At 61.9% G+C, this 19,300-nt stretch carries 21 protein-coding genes; 13 read left to right on the top strand and 8 right to left on the bottom strand.

The features are described 5' to 3' along the window. The first annotated feature begins 189 nt into the window (after positions 1 to 189). The 11 genes from ccmA to CKW24_RS20270 all read left to right on the top strand — a co-directional run bounded on the left by ccmA (position 190) and on the right by CKW24_RS20270 (position 8,023). Positions 190 to 771 (top strand): cytochrome c biogenesis heme-transporting ATPase CcmA, encoded by a 582-nt coding sequence (gene ccmA / locus CKW24_RS20320; protein ID WP_237234965.1) that lies wholly within the window; start codon positions 190 to 192, stop codon positions 769 to 771. Next, positions 768 to 1,436, top strand: coding sequence for a heme exporter protein CcmB (gene ccmB / locus CKW24_RS20315; RefSeq protein WP_095169955.1), 669 nt, complete (start codon positions 768 to 770; stop codon positions 1,434 to 1,436). The genes ccmA and ccmB overlap by 4 nt, the downstream gene beginning before the upstream one ends. 77 nt (positions 1,437 to 1,513) lie before the next feature. Next, the gene (locus tag CKW24_RS20310) at positions 1,514 to 2,269 is read left to right on the top strand and encodes a heme ABC transporter permease (RefSeq protein ID WP_095169954.1); all 756 of its coding nucleotides are present in this window, start codon (positions 1,514 to 1,516) and stop codon (positions 2,267 to 2,269) included. After that, positions 2,266 to 2,442, top strand: coding sequence for a heme exporter protein CcmD (gene ccmD / locus CKW24_RS20305; RefSeq protein ID WP_095169953.1), 177 nt, complete (start codon positions 2,266 to 2,268; stop codon positions 2,440 to 2,442). Before CKW24_RS20310 ends, ccmD begins: the two co-directional genes overlap by 4 nt. Beyond that, positions 2,439 to 2,894, top strand: a complete 456-nt coding sequence (gene ccmE / locus CKW24_RS20300) for a cytochrome c maturation protein CcmE (RefSeq protein ID WP_095169952.1) — start codon at positions 2,439 to 2,441, stop codon at positions 2,892 to 2,894. The genes ccmD and ccmE overlap by 4 nt, the downstream gene beginning before the upstream one ends. A 3-nt stretch (positions 2,895 to 2,897) precedes the next feature. Beyond that, on the top strand, positions 2,898 to 4,886 hold the full coding sequence (locus tag CKW24_RS20295; RefSeq protein ID WP_095169951.1) for a heme lyase CcmF/NrfE family subunit: 1,989 nt from the start codon (positions 2,898 to 2,900) through the stop codon (positions 4,884 to 4,886). After that, complete coding sequence (locus tag CKW24_RS20290; RefSeq protein ID WP_095169950.1) at positions 4,883 to 5,419, top strand: DsbE family thiol:disulfide interchange protein; 537 nt, start codon at positions 4,883 to 4,885, stop codon at positions 5,417 to 5,419. Before CKW24_RS20295 ends, CKW24_RS20290 begins: the two co-directional genes overlap by 4 nt. Then, complete coding sequence (locus tag CKW24_RS20285; protein ID WP_095169949.1) at positions 5,416 to 5,889, top strand: cytochrome c-type biogenesis protein; 474 nt, start codon at positions 5,416 to 5,418, stop codon at positions 5,887 to 5,889. The genes CKW24_RS20290 and CKW24_RS20285 overlap by 4 nt, the downstream gene beginning before the upstream one ends. Then, the gene (gene ccmI, locus CKW24_RS20280; protein ID WP_095169948.1) at positions 5,882 to 7,090 is read left to right on the top strand and encodes a c-type cytochrome biogenesis protein CcmI; all 1,209 of its coding nucleotides are present in this window, start codon (positions 5,882 to 5,884) and stop codon (positions 7,088 to 7,090) included. The genes CKW24_RS20285 and ccmI overlap by 8 nt, the downstream gene beginning before the upstream one ends. A 15-nt stretch (positions 7,091 to 7,105) precedes the next feature. Continuing rightward, complete coding sequence (locus tag CKW24_RS20275) at positions 7,106 to 7,516, top strand: hypothetical protein (protein WP_095169947.1); 411 nt, start codon at positions 7,106 to 7,108, stop codon at positions 7,514 to 7,516. A 108-nt stretch (positions 7,517 to 7,624) separates the two neighbouring features. Further along, positions 7,625 to 8,023: a RidA family protein gene (locus CKW24_RS20270; RefSeq protein ID WP_095169946.1), complete on the top strand. Its 399-nt coding sequence runs from the start codon at positions 7,625 to 7,627 to the stop codon at positions 8,021 to 8,023. A gap of 59 nt (positions 8,024 to 8,082) precedes the next feature. Here the strand turns inward: CKW24_RS20270 and CKW24_RS20265 are convergent, their stop codons facing one another. From CKW24_RS20265 to gcl, 8 genes are all read right to left on the bottom strand, one after another. Then, positions 8,083 to 9,081 (bottom strand): sulfate ABC transporter substrate-binding protein, encoded by a 999-nt coding sequence (locus tag CKW24_RS20265; RefSeq protein WP_095169945.1) that lies wholly within the window; start codon positions 9,079 to 9,081, stop codon positions 8,083 to 8,085. Between the two features lie 92 nt (positions 9,082 to 9,173). Continuing rightward, entirely contained in the window at positions 9,174 to 9,998 is an 825-nt protein-coding gene (locus CKW24_RS20260; RefSeq protein ID WP_095169944.1) for an ion transporter, read from the bottom strand. 21 nt (positions 9,999 to 10,019) lie between these two features. After that, entirely contained in the window at positions 10,020 to 10,934 is a 915-nt protein-coding gene (locus CKW24_RS20255) for an urea transporter (RefSeq protein ID WP_095169943.1), read from the bottom strand. 124 nt (positions 10,935 to 11,058) lie between these two features. Beyond that, positions 11,059 to 12,474 (bottom strand): pyruvate kinase, encoded by a 1,416-nt coding sequence (gene pyk, locus CKW24_RS20250; protein WP_095169942.1) that lies wholly within the window; start codon positions 12,472 to 12,474, stop codon positions 11,059 to 11,061. Beyond that, positions 12,464 to 13,744 (bottom strand): glycerate kinase, encoded by a 1,281-nt coding sequence (locus CKW24_RS20245; RefSeq protein WP_095169941.1) that lies wholly within the window; start codon positions 13,742 to 13,744, stop codon positions 12,464 to 12,466. Before CKW24_RS20245 ends, pyk begins: the two co-directional genes overlap by 11 nt. A 173-nt stretch (positions 13,745 to 13,917) precedes the next feature. Further along, positions 13,918 to 14,808, bottom strand: a complete 891-nt coding sequence (locus CKW24_RS20240; protein WP_095169940.1) for a 2-hydroxy-3-oxopropionate reductase — start codon at positions 14,806 to 14,808, stop codon at positions 13,918 to 13,920. A 165-nt stretch (positions 14,809 to 14,973) separates the two neighbouring features. Then, positions 14,974 to 15,756, bottom strand: a complete 783-nt coding sequence (hyi, locus tag CKW24_RS20235; RefSeq protein ID WP_095169939.1) for a hydroxypyruvate isomerase — start codon at positions 15,754 to 15,756, stop codon at positions 14,974 to 14,976. Between the two features lie 154 nt (positions 15,757 to 15,910). Beyond that, the gene (gene gcl / locus CKW24_RS20230; protein WP_095169938.1) at positions 15,911 to 17,686 is read right to left on the bottom strand and encodes a glyoxylate carboligase; all 1,776 of its coding nucleotides are present in this window, start codon (positions 17,684 to 17,686) and stop codon (positions 15,911 to 15,913) included. Between the two features lie 268 nt (positions 17,687 to 17,954). Here gcl and CKW24_RS20225 point away from each other — a divergent pair, with 268 nt between their 5' ends. Further along, positions 17,955 to 18,395 carry a heme-binding protein gene (locus CKW24_RS20225; RefSeq protein WP_095169937.1) on the top strand — a complete coding sequence of 147 codons (441 nt, stop codon included), beginning with the start codon at positions 17,955 to 17,957 and terminating at the stop codon, positions 18,393 to 18,395. Between the two features lie 211 nt (positions 18,396 to 18,606). Continuing rightward, positions 18,607 to 19,065, top strand: a complete 459-nt coding sequence (locus CKW24_RS20220) for a transposase (RefSeq protein ID WP_095169936.1) — start codon at positions 18,607 to 18,609, stop codon at positions 19,063 to 19,065. The last annotated feature ends 235 nt before the right edge of the window (positions 19,066 to 19,300 follow it).

Raw genomic sequence — 19,300 nt, 5'->3', positions numbered from 1 at the left:
CGCGCGGCGCCATCGCGCAGCAAAACCAGCATAAATATTGACCCAGCTCTCTGGAACAGGCCGTCAATGCATCTATGCTGCACCACTTTAACGGCCGATCCACTGCCGACTTGAACCGTAAAGGCCCGCGATCTCTTGACCATCCCTCTACTAGAAGCCGTAGCGCTCGCCTGTGAGCGAGACTGGCGGATGCTCTTCGAAAACCTCGCATTGCGTCTGGATCGCGGCGACATGCTGCAGATCAGCGGCCCCAACGGCAGCGGCAAGACCAGCCTGCTGCGCCTGCTGGCCGGCCTGATGCAGCCGACCAGCGGCCAGGTGTTGCTCAATGGCGAGCCGCTGCACAGCCAGCGGATAGAGTTGGCCCATAACTTGTTGTGGATCGGCCATGCCGCCGGCATCAAGGACCTGCTGAGCGCCGAAGAGAACCTCAGTTGGCTCTGCGCCCTGCACCAGCCGGCCAACCGCGAGGCTATCTGGCAGGCGCTGGCGGCCGTCGGGTTGCGCGGTTTTGAAGATGTGCCGTGCCATACCCTGTCCGCCGGCCAGCAACGCCGGGTCGCTCTGGCGCGGTTGTACCTCGAGAGTCCAGCGCTGTGGATCCTCGACGAGCCGTTCACCGCCCTGGACAAGCAAGGTGTCGCCCAGTTGGAAGAGCACCTGGCCGCCCATTGTGAACAGGGCGGCATGGTGATCCTGACCACCCACCACACCATGACCCGGATGCCGGCCGGTTACCGTGATATCGACCTGGGGCAGTGGGCCGTATGAGTGTTTTTGCGCTGTTGGTGGCCCGCGAGGCCCGGTTGTTGTGTCGCCGTCCGGCGGAGCTGGCCAACCCCTTGGTATTTTTCGCAATTGTTGTCGCATTGTTTCCATTGGCAGTGGGACCTGAGACTCAATTGTTGCAAACCTTGTCTCCGGGCCTGGTCTGGGTAGCTGCCCTTTTATCGGTTTTGCTCTCGCTGGACGGGCTTTTCCGCAGTGATTTCGAGGACGGATCCCTTGAGCAGTGGGTCCTTTCGTCGCACCCCCTGGCTCTTCTGGTTTTGGCCAAGGTACTGGCACACTGGGCGTTTTCCGGCCTGGCATTGGTATTGCTTGCGCCGTTGCTGGCCTTGATGCTCGGTTTGCCTGCCGCCTGTCTGCCGGTTTTGCTCTTGTCGCTGTTGCTGGGTACACCGGTGCTGAGCCTGCTCGGTGCGGTCGGCGCGGCGCTGACGGTGGGTTTGAAGCGTGGCGGCTTGCTGCTGGCGCTGTTGATTCTGCCGTTGTATATCCCGGTGTTGATCCTGGGCAGTGGCGCCTTGCAGGCGGCACTTCAGGGCATGCCGGCGACCGGGTATCTGCTGTGGCTTGGGAGCCTGACCGCCCTGGCAGTTACCCTGACACCCTTTGCAATAGCTGCTGGCCTGAAGATCAGCGTCGGCGAATAATGAGGTCTGGTCAAAAAACGACCAGTAAAGACCCTGGCTTTTCGTGTTGACGAAAAGCAACCGTGATGGAAACAGCAATGAACTGGACCTGGTTTCACAAGCTCGGCTCGCCCAAGTGGTTTTACGGCATCAGCGGCAAAATGTTGCCCTGGCTGAGTATCGCCGCCGTGTTGCTGATCGGCATTGGAGTGGTCTGGGGCCTGGCGTTCGCACCGCCGGACTACCAGCAAGGCAACAGCTTCAGGATCATCTACATCCACGTGCCGGCGGCCATGCTGGCGCAGTCGGTGTATGTGATGCTGGCGGTCTGCGGCATCGTCGGGCTGGTGTGGAAGATGAAGCTGGCCGACGTCGCCCTGCAATGCGCGGCTCCAATTGGTGCCTGGATGACCGCCGTGGCGCTGGTCACCGGGGCGATCTGGGGCAAGCCGACCTGGGGTTCGTGGTGGGTCTGGGATGCGCGACTAACGTCGATGCTGATCCTGCTGTTCCTGTACTTCGGTCTCATTGCGCTGGGCAACGCCATCAGCAATCGTGACAGCGCCGCCAAGGCGTGCGCGGTGCTGGCGATTGTCGGGGTGATCAACATCCCGATCATCAAGTATTCGGTGGAGTGGTGGAACACCCTGCACCAGGGCGCGACCTTCACCCTCACCGAAAAACCGGCGATGCCGGTGGAGATGTGGCTGCCATTGCTGCTGACGGTGTTGGGTTTCTACTGTTTCTTCGGCGCGGTGCTGTTGCTGCGCATGCGCCTTGAAGTGCTCAAGCGCGAAGCCCGGGCCAGTTGGGTCAAAGCCGAAGTGCAAAACAGCCTGGAGGCCGCCTCATGAGTTTTGCTTCATTGGGCGACTTCCTCGCCATGGGCCATCACGGTCTATATGTCTGGTCGGCCTATGGCATCTGCCTGGCGGTACTGGCCCTCAACGTGGTCGCGCCGATCCTGGCCCGCAAGCGTTATCTGCAACAAGAGGCGCGTCGTCTGCGCCGGGAGAACAGCAAGTGAATCCGCTGCGTAAAAAACGTCTGCTCATCATTCTCGCGATCCTGGTGGGGGTTGGCGCTGCTGTCGGCCTGGCCTTGAGTGCCTTGCAGCAAAACATCAACCTGTTCTACACCCCGACCCAGATCGCCAATGGCGAAGCCCCGCAAGATACGCGCATCCGCGCCGGTGGCATGGTCGAGGCCGGTTCCCTGAAACGTTCCGGCGATTCGCTGGACGTGAAATTCGTCGTCACCGACTTCAACAAATCCGTGACCATCACCTACCGTGGCATCCTTCCGGACCTGTTCCGCGAAGGGCAGGGCATCGTCGCCCTGGGCAAGTTGAATGCCGAGGGCGTGGTGGTGGCTGACGAAGTGCTGGCCAAGCACGACGAGAAGTACATGCCGCCGGAAGTGACCAAGGCGCTCAAAGACAGTGGTCAATCCGCCCCGACACCCGTGAAGGAGGGTTGATCCATGACGTCCGGCATCTTTATTCCCGAGTTGGGCCACCTGGCGATGATCCTCGCCCTGTGTTTTGCCATCGTCCAGGCGATCGTGCCGTTGTTCGGTGCCTGGCGCGGTGACCGCATGTGGATGAGCTTGGCCCAGCCTGCCGCCTGGGGGCAGTTCGCCTTCCTGGCATTCTCCTTCGGCTGCCTGACCTACGCCTTCATGGTCGACGACTTCTCCGTCGCCTATGTGGCCAACAACTCCAACAGCGCCTTGCCGTGGTACTACAAGTTCAGCGCCGTGTGGGGCGCCCACGAAGGTTCGCTGCTGTTGTGGGCGATGATTCTGGGTGGCTGGACCTTCGCCGTGTCGGTGTTCTCGCGGCAATTGCCGCAGGTCATGCTGGCGCGGGTGCTGTCGGTGATGGGGATGATCAGCATCGGCTTCCTGCTGTTCCTGATCCTCACCTCGAACCCGTTCGAGCGCATCCTGCCGCAGATGCCTACCGATGGCGCCGACCTCAACCCGTTGCTGCAGGACATCGGCCTGATCGTTCACCCGCCGATGCTGTACATGGGCTACGTCGGCTTCTCGGTGGCCTTCGCCTTCGCCATCGCCGCCTTGATGGGCGGTCGCCTGGATGCCGCATGGGCCCGTTGGTCACGTCCGTGGACCATCGTCGCCTGGGCGTTCCTGGGCATCGGCATCACCCTCGGTTCGTGGTGGGCCTACTACGAACTCGGCTGGGGCGGCTGGTGGTTCTGGGACCCGGTAGAAAATGCCTCGTTCATGCCTTGGCTGGTCGGCACGGCGCTGATTCACTCGCTGGCAGTCACCGAAAAACGTGGCGTGTTCAAAAGCTGGACCGTACTGCTGGCGATCGCTGCCTTCTCGCTGAGCCTGCTGGGGACCTTCCTCGTGCGTTCCGGGGTCCTGACTTCGGTCCACGCCTTTGCCTCGGACCCTGAGCGTGGCGTGTTCATCCTGATCTTCCTGCTGTTTGTGGTGGGTGGCTCGCTGACCCTGTTCGCCCTGCGCGCGCCGGTGGTCAAGAGCCATGTGGGCTTCAACCTGTGGTCGCGGGAAACCCTGCTGCTGGGCAACAACCTGGTGCTGGTGGTGGCGGCCTCGATGATCCTGCTCGGTACCCTGTACCCGCTGATCCTCGACGCCATGACCGGGGCCAAGCTGTCGGTCGGCCCGCCGTACTTCAACGCCCTGTTCATTCCGTTGATGGCGTTGTTGATGGTGGTGATGGCCGTCGGCGTGCTGGTGCGCTGGAAGGACACCCCGGTGAAGTGGCTGGTGGGCATGCTCACGCCGGTCTTGCTGGGCAGTGCTGCGCTGGCAGTGGTGGCCGGGATCGCCTATGGCGACTTCAACTGGGCCGTGCTGGCGACCTTCATGCTCGCCGCCTGGGTGCTGTTGGCCGGGGTCCGCGACATCCTCGACAAGACCCGCCACAAAGGCCTGATCAAGGGCCTGCCGACTCTGACCCGCAGTTACTGGGGCATGCAGGTCGCGCACCTGGGGATTGCCGTGTGCGCCCTGGGCGTGGTCCTTTCCAGCCAGAACAGCGCTGAGCGCGACCTGCGTCTGGAGCCGGGCGAGTCGATGGAACTGGCCGGCTATCACTTTGTGTTCGAGGGGGCCAAGCATTACGAAGGGCCGAACTTCACCTCCGACAAGGGCACCGTGCGGGTGATCAAGGGCGGCAAGGAAGTCAGCGTGCTGCACCCGGAAAAACGCCTGTACACCGTGCAGAACTCGGTGATGACCGAGGCCGGGATCGACGCTGGTTTCACCCGTGATATCTACGTCGCCCTTGGCGAGCCATTGGGCGAAGGTGCCTGGGCCGTGCGGGTGCACGTCAAGCCGTTCGTACGCTGGATCTGGTTCGGCGGCCTGCTGACCGGCTTTGGCGGGTTGCTGGCAGCGATGGATCGGCGCTATCGGGTCAAGGTGAAAAGCCGGGTGCGTGAAGCGCTGGGCATGTCGGGAGCGGCTGCATGAGACGTTGGTTGATGGTGTTGCCACTGGCGCTGTTTCTGCTGGTGGCGGTGTTTCTGTACCGCGGGTTGTACCTCAATCCGTCCGAGTTGCCTTCGGCAATGATCGGCAAGCCGTTCCCGGAGTTCAGTCTGGTCAACGTGCAGGGTGACAAGACCCTGACCCGCGCTGATCTGCTGGGCAAGCCGGCGCTGGTCAACGTCTGGGGCACCTGGTGCATTTCCTGCCGGGTCGAGCACCCGGTGTTGAACAAGCTGGCCGAGCAGGGCGTGGTGATCTACGGGGTGAACTACAAGGACGTGAATGCCGATGCCTTGAAGTGGCTGGCCGAGTTCCACAATCCGTACCTGCTGGACATCCGTGACGAGGAGGGCTCCCTGGGCCTGAACCTGGGCGTCTACGGGGCGCCGGAAACCTTCTTCATCGACGCCAAGGGGATCATCCGCGACAAGTACGTGGGGGTGATCGACGAGGTGGTCTGGCGTGAACAACTGGCGGCCAAGTATCAGGCGCTGGTGGATGAGGCCAAACCATGAAGCGCTGGTTTGCCGCTGTGGTCCTGGGCTTGAGCCTGGCCGGCGTGGCGCATGCCGCCATCGACACCTACGAGTTCGCCAAGGACGGGGATCGCGAGCGTTTTCGCGAACTGACCAAGGAACTGCGTTGCCCCAAGTGCCAGAATCAGGACATTGCCGATTCCAATGCACCGATTGCCGCTGACCTGCGCAAAGAGATTTTCCGCATGCTCGGCGAGGGCAAGGACAACCAGCAGATCATCGACTTCATGGTCGACCGTTATGGCGACTTCGTCCGCTACAAGCCCGCCCTGACCGGCAAGACCGCCCTGTTGTGGTTTGGTCCGGCCGGGCTGTTGCTGGGTGGCGTGGTGGTGATTGCCCTGATCGTCCGTCGTCGGCGCGTTGAACGCGCGGCTGGCAAGGACACGCTTTCTGCCGAGGAGCGCGAGCGCCTCGACCAACTGCTGGACAAAAACACTGATGATTGATTTCTGGCTTGCCGCAGGTCTGCTGCTCCTGGTTGCCCTGAGTTTTCTGTTGATCCCGGTTCTGCGTGGCCGTCGTGCCCAGCGTGAAGAGGATCGTACCGCGCTGAACGTGGCGCTTTATCAAGAGCGCGTGGCCGAGTTGCAGACGCAGCAGGCTGAAGGCGTGCTCGATGCTACACAAATGACCGCAGGGCGCGACGAAGCCGCTCGTGAGCTGCTGGCCGACACCGAAGGCGCCGACGCCGGCCGGGTATCCCGCCTGGGCAAGCCGTTGCCGCTGCTGGCGGCAATCCTGGTGCCGGTGCTGGGCCTGGGCCTGTACCTGCACTTTGGTGCCAGCGACAAGGTTGAGCTGACCCGCGAGTTCGCCCAGGCGCCGCAGTCGATGGAAGAAATGACCTTGCGCCTGGAGCGTGCCGTAGCGGCACAACCGGATTCCGCCGAGGGCCTGTACTTCCTTGGCCGTACCTACATGGCTCAGGACCGTCCAGCCGACGCGGCGAAGATCTTCGAGCGCACCGTGGCCCTGGCGGGTCGCCAGCCCGAGCTGCTGGGTCAATGGGCCCAGGCCCAGTACTTTGCCGACAACAAGAAATGGTCGGACAAGGTCCAGGCGCTGACCGACGAAGCACTCAAGGCCGATCCAAAGGAAGTCACCAGCCTGGGCCTGCTGGGTATCGCCGCCTTCGAAAGCGAGCGCTACCAGGACGCTATCGACTACTGGAACCGCCTGTTGGCCCAACTGCCGACCGAGGACGCTTCCCGTGCTGCGCTGCAAGGCGGTATTCAGCGGGCCACGGAAAAACTCCAGGAAAGCGGCGTGACTGTCGCCAAGGCCCCAGCCGTCGCGGTCAAGCCGGTGGCCTTGCTCAAGGTCTCGGTCGACCTGTCGGCCGAGGTCAAGGCCAAGGTCCTGCCAGGTGACAGCGTGTTCATCTTCGCTCGCGCCGTTTCCGGCCCGCCGGCCCCGCTGGCAGCCAAGCGCTTGACGGTTGCCGACCTGCCGGTGACCGTGGAACTGGGCGACGCGGATGCAATGATGCCGCAGTTGAAACTGTCGAACTTCCCTGAAGTCCAACTGGTTGCACGGGTATCCCGCGCCGGCCAACCGACTGCCGGCGAGTGGGTCGGGCGCAGCCAGCCAATGGCCAGCAGCACCACCGCGCCGCAATCGTTGACCATCGACAGCCCGGACCAATAATCAGGAAATGCCGCTATGACCGTACTCGCTCGAATTACCCTGCTCAGCCTGGTTCTAGGGTTAAGTGCCTGTACGGTCCAGCAGCCCACTCCAGACACCAGCCCGTTGCCACCGATCCCGCCGTCGGGCCCGACCACCAAGCCCAAGCCCACGACGGCTCCCGGCAAGCCGGTGACGCCGAACAAGCCGGCCAAACCCTTGCCACGCACCTCCGCCAGTTTCGCTCCGCCACCAGGTGGCAACAGTCATTGGGATGCGAAACTGGGGGTCTACGTCCTCGACGACCAGAGCAATGTTTTCTACCGCCAGCGCACCTATTACCGCTGGGATAACGGCTGGAGCCGCAGCATCAGCCCCCAAGGGCCGTGGGAAGACACCGATATCCACGGCGTGCCTTCGGGGTTGGGCAGGCAGTTCGGGCAGTAGATAAGACCCTTTCGGCTTGATTGGTGAGTTTCCGGATGTTGCGGTCACTGGAACCCTGCTGCCGGTTGATTTAGATTTCCCGGTCATTCCAGGGAGTCAGGAGTCTTCATGCACAAGTCGGTGTTAAATCCCTCCAGTGTTTTCAACTCGCTGCAGTACGGATTCAGCCAGGCGGTTGAGGTCAGTGGCGGACGTCGGTTGTTGTTGTCCGGTCAGGTCGGTGTCGACGAGCATGAGCGTACGGTAGCGCCTGGCTTGCGCGAGCAGACTGACAAGGCGTTCGATAACATCGAGGCGATATTGCGCGAGGCGGGCGGGGACCTGTCCCATGTGGTGGTGATGCGGATTTACATCGCCGAGACCGCGCGCGATGAACAAGAGCAGATCACCCAGGTGTTGCTGGAGCGCTTCCCAACCAATCCGCCAGCGTCTTCCTGGGTGATTGTCAGTGGGCTTTCGTTGCCGCAGTGGCTGATCGAAGTGGAAGTGGAAGCGATGTTGCCCTAGGACGGGCAGCGACAAAAAGAAGGCGACCCGCAGGTCGCCTTTTTTCGTTTCAGTGCAGCTTATTGGCCGCTGTAGATCTTGTCGAAAATCCCACCGTCGTTGAAGTGGGTCTTCTGCACGGTGCGCCAGTCACCAAAGGTTTTTTCTACCGACAGGAAGTCGACTTTCGGGAAACGGTCGGTGTACTTGGCCAGCACCGCCGGGTCACGTGGGCGCAGGTAGTTGGCCGCCGCAATTTCCTGACCTTCTGGGGACCACAGGTACTTCAGGTATTCCTCGGCAGCGGCACGGCTGCCTTTCCTGTCGACGACTTTGTCGACCACGCTGACCGGTGGCTCGGCTTCGGCGGAGACGCTTGGGTAGATCACTTCGAACTGGTCGCGACCGAACTCGCGGGCAATCATTTCCGCTTCGTTCTCGAAGGTCACCAGCACGTCACCGATCTGGTTGGTCATGAAAGTGGTGGTGGCCGCACGGCCGCCGGTGTCGAGGACTGGGGCTTGTTTGAACAGTTTGCCGACGAAGTCCTTGGCCTTGTTCTCATCGCCGCCGTTTTTCAGCACGTAGCCCCAGGCAGACAGGTAGGTGTAGCGGCCGTTACCCGAGGTTTTCGGGTTGGGCACAATCACCTGCACGCCGTCCTTGAGCAGGTCGGGCCAGTCTTTCAGGGCCTTGGGGTTGCCCTTGCGGACGATGAATACGGTGGCCGAGGTGAACGGTGCGCTGTTGTTCGGCAGGCGGGTAACCCAGTTTTCCGGGACCAGTTTGCCGTTGTCGGCCAGGGCATTGATATCGGTGGCCATGTTCATGGTAATGACGTCAGCCGGCAGGCCGTCGATCACCGAACGTGCCTGTTTGCTGGAGCCGCCGAAAGACATCTGCAGGGTGATGGTTTCGTTGTGCTCGGCTTGCCAGTGTTTCTGGAAGGCAGTGTTGTAGTCCTTGTAGAAATCGCGCATCACGTCGTAGGAAACGTTAAGCAGGGTTGGTGCTGCTTGAGCCACGCTAGCGAGGGTCAGGCCTGCGGCCAGGAGTGAGGCGCCAAAGATCTTTTTCACTGCACATTCCTTTTGTTCGAGAGAGTGAAGGCATTTTGCCGTCGACTATAGCCGGGGCTCTATAGCTCTTTAAAGATTAAAAAGTACTTTGCTTATTCGATTTTCTTAAATAGCGCATTACCGCAACGTGAGCAGAACGCTGCGCCGTGCTCATGGCTGTTTTTCTTGCACACCGGGCAGTCGTGTTGCAGTTGCTCGCCGCGCATGGCGTTGGCCAGTTCTGCGGTAAAGATGCCCGTCGGCACGGCAATGATCGAGTAACCAGTGATCATTACCAGCGATGAGATCACCTGGCCCAGGGGTGTCTTGGGCACGATATCGCCGAAGCCCACGGTGGTCAGGGTGACGATCGCCCAGTAGATGCCCTTGGGGATGCTGGTGAAGCCGTTCTGCGGGCCTTCGATCACGTACATGAGGGTGCCGAACACCGTCACCAGGGTGCACACGCTGACCAGGAACACCACGATCTTCTGCTTGCTGCCGCGCAGCGCCGCCATCAGGTAGTTGGCTTGCTTGAGGTAGGGGCTGAGCTTGAGTACGCGGAAGATCCGCAGCATACGGATGATGCGGATAATCAGCAGGTACTGGGCGTCGCTGTAGTACAGGGCGAGTATCCCCGGCACGATCGCCAGCAGGTCGACCAGTCCATAGAAGCTGAACGCATAGCGCAACGGCTTGGGCGAGCAGTACAGGCGCAAGCCGTACTCGATGGCGAAGATCAAGGTGAAGCCCCACTCGATGTAGGCCAGCACGTTGGCATAGTCGCGGTGGATGCTGTCGATGCTGTCGAGCATCACGATCACCAGGCTGGCGAGGATGATCAACAGCAGGATGCCGTCGAAGCGCCTTCCGGCCTGGGTGTCGCTCTGGAACACGATGACGTGAAGTTCTTCGCGCCAGTTTTTGCTGCTGTCCATGGAAAACGCCTGAATCGATGATCAGCGCAGCCTAGGTTGATTCTCCTCCAGAGTGCAAGGCGTATGGGCGACAGCGGTCTTCGCGGACATTTGCACGGCGCTGCGCAGCAGCCAGCAGGCAACAATGAACGGCGCGGTCAACGTGGGCAGGCCGATGGCGGCAAACAGCGGTGTCAGCAACAAGGCCAAGGTTATGCCGAGCAGCGGCAGCCACGGTTGCTGGCGTTGCGAGCTGAGGGCGAGGGCGGCGAGCACGGCGTTGTAGCCACCGAGGCCGAGCAATGCGCTGTAAAAGTCGTGATGCAGCATGCTCCAGCCCATGCCCGCGACAGAGGCCAGCAACGCCCAGCAGAAGGCGCGGCGGTCGGCGATCAGCAATCCGCCGGCAATCAGCGCACCGGCCAGCGGATGCCCGAGGAACATCACCTGGCCGATTCCTTTGAAGGGGGCTGCGAGCATGTTCAGCGAGTTGACTTCGATCAAGTGCGCGGTTGTCGGGGGCGTGGCGAAACACAGCAGCAGCCAGCTCAGCACGACGAAGGGTGTGGTGTAGGCCGGCAGGTATTGGCTGACCCGCACGCGTTTGAGCCACTGTTGCGTGATCATTGCGCTTAGGCCGCCGGCGGCCAGGATTAGCGGGGGCAGCAGCGCCGACCAGGGGAAGTACAGGCTCAGCAGCAAGCCGAGCAAGACCCCGTTGTAGCTGAAAAGCCCGGCCTGGCGATCGGCCTTGGCATAGTTGCGGCGTTGCGCGGTGAGCAGTCCCGCGACCCCGCCCAGTAGCGCGCCGCCCAGCAAGGCCGGTGCGGTAAACAGGATGGCGCAGAGGCACAGCAGGCCGCACAGCGGATTGCGCTGGAGGAAGATCTGGCTGAAGCCGTTGAGCAGCGCAGTCGCCCAGTCGGGGCAGTGGCTGTTGAAGTGGTTGGCAGGCATGGCAGTTCTGCAAGGTCAAAGGGAGCGAATTGGTCGAGCGTGACCCCGGCTGATCGCCAGCAGGCTGGCTCCCACACTGAATCGTGGGAGCCAGCCTGCTGGCGATGGGGCCGGTATGGGCGCTCTAGATCAACGTCTCGATACGCAACGAGTTAGTCGATCCCGGCTGGCCGAAAGGCACACCGGCGGTGATCAACAAGGTGTCGCCGCGCTGAGCCATGCCTTGGGCCTGGGCGATTTCCAGGGCGGTGGAGCAGACCTCGTCGACTTGGCGCAAGCGGTCGTTGACCACCGAGTGCACGCCCCAGGCCACGCTCAGGCGCCGTGCAGTCGACAGGTTCGGGGTCAGGTTGAGGATCGGCACCGCCGGCCGCTCCCGGGCCGCGCGCAAGCTCGAGCTGCCCGACTCGCTGTAGTTCACCAGCACCGCCACCGGCAGGATGTTGCTGATGCGGCGGATGGCGCAGCTGATGGCGTCCGAGGTGGTGGCTTCGGCTTTCGGTCGGCTGACGTCGAGTTGCGCCTGATAGTCCGGGCCGGCTTCGACCTGACGGATGATCTTGCTCATCATCTGCACGGCTTCGAGCGGGTATTCACCGGAGGCGGTTTCCGCCGACAGCATCACCGCGTCGGTGCCTTCGGCCACGGCGGTGGCGACATCGGTGACTTCGGCGCGGGTCGGTGCCGGGGAGAAGCGCATGGACTCGAGCATCTGGGTCGCCACCACCACCGGCTTGCCCAACTGGCGGCAGGTGCTGATGATGTCTTTCTGGATCTGCGGCACGCTTTCGGCCGGCACTTCCACTCCCAGGTCGCCGCGGGCGACCATGATCGCGTCACTCAGCTCGGCGATTTCGCGCAGTTGCTCGACTGCCGAAGGCTTCTCGATTTTCGCCATCAGGAACGCCTTGTCGCCGATCAGGGCGCGGGCCTCGCGGATGTCCTCGGGACGCTGGACAAAGGAAAGGGCCACCCAGTCCACCCCCAGTTCCAGGCCGAAGCTCAGGTCACGACGGTCCTTGGCGGTCAGCGGGCTGAGGTCGAGCACCGCTTGCGGCACGTTGACGCCTTTGCGATCCGACAGCTCGCCGCCGTTGAGCACCGTGGTGTCGATGGCGTCGGCGTATTTACTGACCACCCGCAGGCGCAGTTTGCCGTCGTCCAGCAGCAGGTCCATGCCCGGCTCCAGCGCCGCGATGATTTCCGGGTGGGGCAGGTTGACCCGGCGTGCATCGCCCGGCGTCGGATCGAGATCCAGGCGCAGGGCCTGGCCTCGCACCAGTTGCACCTTGCCTTCGGCGAACTTGCCGACCCGCAGTTTCGGACCTTGCAGGTCCATCAGGATCCCCAGTGGGTAATTGAGCTGGCGCTCGACTTCGCGGATCCACTGGTAGCGCTGGGCGTGGTCGGCATGATCGCCATGGCTGAAGTTCAGGCGAAAGATGTTGACCCCAGCCAGTACCAGTTCGCGGATGTCTTCGATGCCGTCGGTGGCAGGCCCCAGGGTGGCGAGGATTTTGACCTTTTTGTCAGGCGTCATGTTTTGGGTTCTCGAGGATCAGGATGGCGCGGAAGTCATTGACGTTGGTGCGCGTCGGCTCGGTGACGATCAGGGCGTCGAGCGCGGCGAAGTAACCGTAGCCATTGTTGTTGTCCAGCTCGGCGCTGGCGCTCAGGCCGAGGGCGGCGGCGCGGGCGTAGCTGTCCGGGGTCATCAGGGCGCCGGCGTTGTCTTCGGAGCCGTCGATGCCGTCGGTATCACCGGCCAGTGCGTAGACGCCTGGCAGGCCCTTGAGGCTGTCGGTCAGGCTCAGCAGGAATTCGGCGTTGCGCCCGCCACGGCCATTGCCGCGCACGGTCACGGTGGTTTCGCCACCGGACAGGATCACGCACGGCGCGGCCAGCGGCTGGCCGTGCAGCACCACTTGGCGGGCGATGCCGGCGTGGACCTTTGCCACCTCGCGCGACTCGCCTTCCAGGTCTCCGAGGATCAGTGGGCTGAAACCGGCCTGGCGGGCTTTCACTGCCGCGGCTTCAAGGGATTGCTGGGGGCGGGCGATCAGTTGGAAATGGCTGCGGGCCAGGCTCGGATCACCGGGTTTTACCGTTTCCGATTCGGGGCTTTGCAACCAGCTGCGCACCGAAGCCGGAACCTCGATGGCGTAACGCTTGAGAATGTCCAGGGCCTGGCCGGAGGTGCTCGGGTCGGCCACGGTCGGGCCGGAGGCGATCACGGTGGCGAGGTCGCCCGGGACATCGGAAATGGCATAGGTGTACACCGTGGCCGGCCAGCAGGCTTTGCCCAGGCGGCCACCCTTGATGGCGGAGAGGTGCTTGCGCACGCAGTTCATCTCGCCAATGGTCGCGCCGCACTTGAGCAGGGCCTTGTTGATGGCCTGCTTGTCGGCGAGGGTGATGCCGGCTGCGGGCAATGCCAGCAATGCCGAGCCGCCGCCGGAGAGCAGGAAGATCACCCGGTCGTCTTCATTCAGGTTGCTGACCAGTTCGAGTACACGCTTGGCCACGGCCAGGCCGGCGGCATCGGGCACCGGGTGGGCGGCTTCGACCACTTCGATTTTTTCGCAGGGCGCGCCGTGACCGTAGCGGGTGACGACCAGCCCGGACACTTCACCCTGCCAGCAGCGCTCGACCACCTGGGCCATGGCGGCCGCGGCTTTGCCGGCACCGATGACGATGACTCGACCGCTGCGGTCTTTGGGTAGATGAGCTTCGAGGACCTGTTGCGGATGGGCCGCGTCGATGGCGGTGGCGAACAGGTCGCGCAGGAATTGTTGCGGATCGACCGACATGGCGGGCTCCCGGAATTCTTGTTATTGGGATAGAGCGAACATGTGTGGGCAACTCGGGCCCTGGTGGGAGCTGGCTTGCCTGCGATTCAGGCGACGCGGTTTATCAGGTACACCGCGGCGATTCGATCGCGGGCAAGCCCGCTCCCACAGGGAGAGCGGGTGGCACCAAAGGCTTATTTATCGCGAATCGAGAAATTCGCCATGTGCTCTAGGCCCTTGATCAGCGCCGAGTGGTCCCAGTTGCTGCCACCGATGGCCGCGCAGGTGCTGAACACTTGCTGGGTATTGGCGGTGTTGGGCAGGTTGATGTTCAGTTCCTTGGCGCCTTGCAGGGCCAGGTTCAGGTCCTTCTGGTGCAGGCTGATGCGGAAGCCTGGATCGAAGGTGCCCTTGATCATGCGATCGCCGTGGACCTCAAGGATCTTCGAGGAGGCAAAGCCACCCATCAGTGCTTCGCGAACCTTGGCTGGGTCGGCGCCGTTCTTCGAGGCGAACAGCAGGGCCTCGGCCACTGCCTGGATGTTCAGCGCCACGATGATCTGGTTCGCTACCTTGGCGGTTTGACCGTCGCCATTGCCGCCGACCAGGGTGATGTTCTTGCCCATGGCCTGGAACAGCGCGAGGGCGCGTTCAAAGGCATCGGCATCGCCACCGACCATGATGCTCAGGGTCGCAGCCTTGGCACCCACTTCACCACCGGACACCGGGGCGTCGAGGTACTGCGCGCCTTTTTCATTGATCCGTGCAGCGAAGGCTTTGGTCGCGCTTGGCGAGATCGAGCTCATGTCGATCACTACTTTGCCTTTGCCAACACCGGCTGCGACGCCATCGGCGCGGAACAGCACGTCCTCGACCTGAGGGGTATCGGGGACCATGACGATGATGAATTCAGCTTCCTGGGCGACTTCTTTCGGGTTCGCCAGGGCGACGGCGCCAGCAGCGATCAGATCGGCAGGGGCGGCGTCGTGGTGTTGCGAAAGGAACAGGCTGTGCCCGGCTTTCTGCAGGTTTGCCGCCATTGGGTGGCCCATGATGCCGGTGCCGATAAATCCGATTTTAGCCATGAGAAAATCCTCTTGTTTTGTCTTGCTCAAGCAAATATGGGGCGTAACTTTTTGTAGGAGCGAGTGCCCGCTTGCGGCTTGCTCGCGATAGCGGTATGTCAGGCAACATCAATGTCGAATGTGCTGGCCTCATCGCGAGCAGGCTCACTCCTACAGGGTTCAGTGTCAGATCGCGTTGTGGGTTTTCAGCCAACCCAGGCCTGCTTCAGTGGTGGTCAGCGGCTTGTATTCACAGCCAACCCAACCCTGGTAGCCGATGCGGTCCAGGTGTTCGAGCAGGAAGCGGTAGTTGATCTCACCGGTGCCCGGCTCGTTGCGGCCCGGGTTGTCGGCCAGCTGGATGTGGTTGATCTCGCCCAGGTGCGCCGCCATGGTGCGGGCCAGGTCGCCCTCCATGATTTGCATGTGATAGATGTCGTATTGCAGGAACAGGTTGGCACTGCCCACTTGTTCGCGAATCGACAACGCCTGCGCGGTGTTGTTCAGGTAGAAACCCGGGATGTCACGGGTGTTGATGGCTTCCATCACCAGCTTTAGGCCGGCTGCTTGCAGCTTGTCGGCGGCGAACTTGAGGTTGGCGACGAAGGTTGCTTGCACCGTGGCATCGTCGACGCCCTGTGGGCGAATGCCGGCCAGGCAGTTGACCTGGGTGTTGCCCAGCACTTTGGCGTAGGCGATGGCCAGGTCGACACCGGCGCGGAACTCTTCCACGCGATCGGGGTGGCAGGCGATCCCGCGTTCACCCTTGGCCCAGTCACCGGCGGGCAGGTTGAACAGCACTTGGGTCAGGCCGTGGGCCTCCAGCTGGGCCTTGATTTCGGCGGAGCTGAAGTCGTACGGGAACAGGTATTCGACGCCACTGAAACCGGCCTTGGCGGCCGCTTCGAAGCGGGCAAGAAAATCCTGTTCAGTGAACAGCATGGACAGGTTGGCTGCAAAACGCGGCATGGTGGACTCCTGTAAATCTCTGGTGAGCGTTCCCGGATCCCTGTGGGAGCGAGCTTGCTCGCGATAGCGGTGTGTCAGTCGACATGGATACTGAATGGCAGTACGCAATCGCGAGCGAGCTCGCTCCCACAGGATGCGAGAACGATCCTACAAATTAATCGAGCATCGAAATCGCGGTCGGCGCGTCGTTGCCGACCAGCGCCAGGTCTTCGAATTCGTTGACGGCGTTGATCTCGGTGCCCATGGAAATATTGGTCACGCGTTCCAGGATAATCTCGACGATCACCGGCACCTTGAACTCCTCGATCAGCGCTTGCGCCTTGCGCAGGGCAGGGGCGATTTCGGCGGGTTCGAAGACCCGCAGGGCCTTGCAACCCAGGCCTTCGGCAACCGCGACGTGGTCTACGCCGTAGCCGTTGAGCTCCGGTGCGTTGAGGTTATCGAAGGACAGCTGCACGCAGTAGTCCATGTCGAAACCGCGCTGCGCCTGACGGATCAGGCCCAGGTACGAGTTGTTCACCACGACGTGGATGTACGGCAGTTTGAACTGCGCGCCCACCGCCAGTTCTTCGATCATGAACTGGAAGTCGTAGTCGCCCGAGAGTGCCACAACCTTGCGGCTCGGGTCAGCCTTGACCACCCCCAGCGCTGCCGGAATGGTCCAGCCCAGTGGGCCGGCCTGGCCGCAGTTGATCCAGTGGCGCGGCTTGTAGACGTGCAGGAACTGCGCGCCGGCAATCTGCGACAGGCCAATGGTGCTGACGTAGCAGGTGTCTTTGCCGAACACCTGGTTCATCTCTTCGTAGACGCGCTGTGGCTTGACCGGCACGTTGTCGAAGTGAGTCTTGCGGTGCAGGCTGGCCTTGCGCTGCTGGCAGTCCTGCAGCCAGGCGCTGCGGTTTTTCAGTTTGCCGGCTGCGTGCCACTCACGAGCAACCTCGATGAACACGGTCAGCGCGGCGGCGGCGTCGGAGACGATGCCCAGGTCCGGGGTGAACACACGGCCGATCTGGGTCGGTTCGATGTCGACGTGAATGAACTTGCGACCTTCGGTGTACACGTCGACCGAACCGGTGTGGCGGTTGGCCCAACGGTTACCGACGCCCAGCACCACGTCGGACTTGAGCAGGGTGGCGTTGCCGTAGCGGTGCGACGTCTGCAGGCCAACCATGCCGACCATCAACGGGTGATCATCGGGGATCGTGCCCCAGCCCATCAGGGTCGGAATGACTGGAATACCGGTCAGTTCGGCGAACTCTACCAGCAGCTCGCTGGCGTCGGCATTGATGATGCCACCACCGGCCACCAACAATGGACGCTCGGCTTGATCGAGCATGGCCAGGGCTTTTTCCACCTGCACGCGGGTCGCGCTCGGCTTGGCCAATGGCAGCGGTTGGTAGGCATCGATGTCGAATTCGATCTCGGCCATCTGCACGTCGAACGGCAGGTCGATCAGCACTGGGCCTGGACGGCCGGAGCGCATTTCATAAAAGGCCTTCTGGAACGCGTAAGGCACCTGGCCCGGTTCCATGACGGTGGTCGACCATTTGGTCACCGGCTTGACGATGGTGGTGATGTCGACAGCCTGGAAGTCTTCCTTGTGCATGCGGGCGCGGGGTGCTTGCCCGGTGATGCACAGAATCGGGATCGAGTCGGCCGAGGCGCTGTAGAGCCCGGTGACCATGTCGGTACCGGCAGGGCCGGAGGTGCCGATGCACACGCCGATGTTGCCGGCCTTGGTGCGGGTGTAGCCCTCGGCCATGTGCGAGGCGCCTTCAACGTGGCGAGCGAGGACGTGATCGATGCCGCCGACCTTTTGCAAGGCGGAGTACAGCGGGTTGATTGCGGCTCCCGGGATGCCAAAAGCGGTATCAACCCCTTCACGGCGCATCACCAGAACGGCGGCTTCGATTGCTCTCATTTTGCTCATGGTTTTGTGCCTCTTTACGTTTTGTAATTGTATACAAGTGGCTTTGCGCAGAGTGTATTCACGGCGGATGGCGCAGGTCAATCCATTTTCTCAAGCGCTTGTTTCATTCGGTAAAAGCCCATAAACACTGTGGCGTTTCGTCGCATGAGACGCTTTTCGAAAATTATTGTATACAAAAAAATACTTCATTGTGTTCTATTTGTTGCATCGGACTGCGGCACCCACCCGCGTCCCACGGCTTCGTGAAAAACAATATGAGGACGGCACCATGAGCGCTCTAACCTTGAAAGTCGCAGTTAACCTGGCCAGTCAGGCCATTGCCGCGGGACGTGCCATTACGGCAGCACCCTTGACCATCGCAGTACTGGATGCCGGTGGGCATCTGATCACCCTGCAGCGTGAGGACGGCGCCAGCCTGCTGCGCCCGCAGATCGCCATCGGCAAGGCCTGGGGCGCGATCGCGCTGGGCAAGGGCTCGCGCCTGTTGGCACTGGACGCCCAGCAACGCCCGGCTTTCATCGCCGCGCTTAATAGCCTGGGGCAGGGCAGTGTGGTGCCGGCGCCGGGCGGGGTGCTGATTCGTGATCAGCAGGGCAATGTGCTGGGAGCCGTGGGCATCAGCGGGGATCTGTCGGATATCGACGAGCAGTGCGCGATCAATGCGATCGAGGCGCTGGGGTTGCGGGCGGATGCGGGGGTAGCGGCTTGACCTGCGGCGGCTGATCGATCGCTATCGCGGGCAAGCCCGCTCCCACAATGATCGAAGGTGCCCACATATTTTATGTACACCATCAGACCCTGTGGGAGCGGGCTTGCCCGCGATGGCTATCGACGGGACACATCCAGCTAAAGGTCCGCATGATCATCCAGCGCTTCCGGGGCTAGCCTTCTCATGACTTCATCATGAGAGTGGCAAAGGAATGCCTGATTCACCTGCTTCACATCGTCTACGCACGGGTCGCTATGCCGAACCCAATCGAATCTATTTACTGACCACCAATACGCTTGGCCGAGAACCGGTTTTCGCCGATTACGCTTTGGGCAGATTGGTAGTGCATCAATTTCGGAAGGCGCAAAGCCTGGGATTGGCAAACTCATTGGCTTGGGTTGTCATGCCTGACCATTTCCACTGGTTGGTGGAATTGGAGAAATGCTCACTCAGTAGTCTGATGCGGCAAACCAAATCACTGACTACGCGGGAGGTGAACCTTTCCACGGCCAGGCTCGGGCCACTCTGGCAGCAGGGCTATCACGATCGCGCACTGAGGCGAGATGAGGATCTGGTGAAGATGGCGCGGTATGTTGTTGCCAACCCGTTGCGCGCTGGGCTTGTAAAGCGTCTTGGCGACTATCCTTTGTGGGATGCGATTTGGGTCTGATCCACTCCCAGTTGCCGCCATCGCGGGCAAGCCCGCTCCCACATCTATGGTTACCCCCTTTTCTGCAATACTGTTTTTGATGTCGTGTTTGGCTTGCTTTCATCTATCCGGCGTCTGAGTGGGGCTGCTACCCCGCGCCTCGATGAGAATCGATGCCCAACGATCCTGATTAGTGAAACGGCCTTTCAGCCGTGTGGGAGCCCAGGGTTGTCGTCAGGCCGGTTGGCCGTTCACG

The organism is Pseudomonas sp. Irchel 3H3 (assembly GCF_900187635.1).
In the GTDB taxonomy this organism is placed as follows: Bacteria; Pseudomonadota; Gammaproteobacteria; order Pseudomonadales; family Pseudomonadaceae; genus Aquipseudomonas.
This window is presented reverse-complemented; position numbering and strand designations above follow the sequence as displayed.

What these genes read in the sequence shown, in the direction of transcription:
- ccmA (WP_237234965.1), top strand. Translation starts at nt 190, where the DNA reads ATGCTCTTCGAAAACCTCGCATTGCGTCTGGATCGCGGCGACATGCTG.
- ccmB (WP_095169955.1), top strand. Translation starts at nt 768, where the DNA reads ATGAGTGTTTTTGCGCTGTTGGTGGCCCGCGAGGCCCGGTTGTTGTGT.
- CKW24_RS20310 (WP_095169954.1), top strand. Translation starts at nt 1,514, where the DNA reads ATGAACTGGACCTGGTTTCACAAGCTCGGCTCGCCCAAGTGGTTTTAC.
- ccmD (WP_095169953.1), top strand. Translation starts at nt 2,266, where the DNA reads ATGAGTTTTGCTTCATTGGGCGACTTCCTCGCCATGGGCCATCACGGT.
- CKW24_RS20295 (WP_095169951.1), top strand. Translation starts at nt 2,898, where the DNA reads ATGACGTCCGGCATCTTTATTCCCGAGTTGGGCCACCTGGCGATGATC.
- CKW24_RS20290 (WP_095169950.1), top strand. Translation starts at nt 4,883, where the DNA reads ATGAGACGTTGGTTGATGGTGTTGCCACTGGCGCTGTTTCTGCTGGTG.
- CKW24_RS20285 (WP_095169949.1), top strand. Translation starts at nt 5,416, where the DNA reads ATGAAGCGCTGGTTTGCCGCTGTGGTCCTGGGCTTGAGCCTGGCCGGC.
- ccmI (WP_095169948.1), top strand. Translation starts at nt 5,882, where the DNA reads ATGATTGATTTCTGGCTTGCCGCAGGTCTGCTGCTCCTGGTTGCCCTG.
- CKW24_RS20275 (WP_095169947.1), top strand. Translation starts at nt 7,106, where the DNA reads ATGACCGTACTCGCTCGAATTACCCTGCTCAGCCTGGTTCTAGGGTTA.
- CKW24_RS20270 (WP_095169946.1), top strand. Translation starts at nt 7,625, where the DNA reads ATGCACAAGTCGGTGTTAAATCCCTCCAGTGTTTTCAACTCGCTGCAG.
- CKW24_RS20260 (WP_095169944.1), bottom strand. Translation starts at nt 9,998, where the DNA reads ATGGACAGCAGCAAAAACTGGCGCGAAGAACTTCACGTCATCGTGTTC.
- CKW24_RS20255 (WP_095169943.1), bottom strand. Translation starts at nt 10,934, where the DNA reads ATGCCTGCCAACCACTTCAACAGCCACTGCCCCGACTGGGCGACTGCG.
- pyk (WP_095169942.1), bottom strand. Translation starts at nt 12,474, where the DNA reads ATGACGCCTGACAAAAAGGTCAAAATCCTCGCCACCCTGGGGCCTGCC.
- CKW24_RS20245 (WP_095169941.1), bottom strand. Translation starts at nt 13,744, where the DNA reads ATGTCGGTCGATCCGCAACAATTCCTGCGCGACCTGTTCGCCACCGCC.
- CKW24_RS20240 (WP_095169940.1), bottom strand. Translation starts at nt 14,808, where the DNA reads ATGGCTAAAATCGGATTTATCGGCACCGGCATCATGGGCCACCCAATG.
- hyi (WP_095169939.1), bottom strand. Translation starts at nt 15,756, where the DNA reads ATGCCGCGTTTTGCAGCCAACCTGTCCATGCTGTTCACTGAACAGGAT.
- gcl (WP_095169938.1), bottom strand. Translation starts at nt 17,686, where the DNA reads ATGAGCAAAATGAGAGCAATCGAAGCCGCCGTTCTGGTGATGCGCCGT.
- CKW24_RS20225 (WP_095169937.1), top strand. Translation starts at nt 17,955, where the DNA reads ATGAGCGCTCTAACCTTGAAAGTCGCAGTTAACCTGGCCAGTCAGGCC.
- CKW24_RS20220 (WP_095169936.1), top strand. Translation starts at nt 18,607, where the DNA reads ATGCCTGATTCACCTGCTTCACATCGTCTACGCACGGGTCGCTATGCC.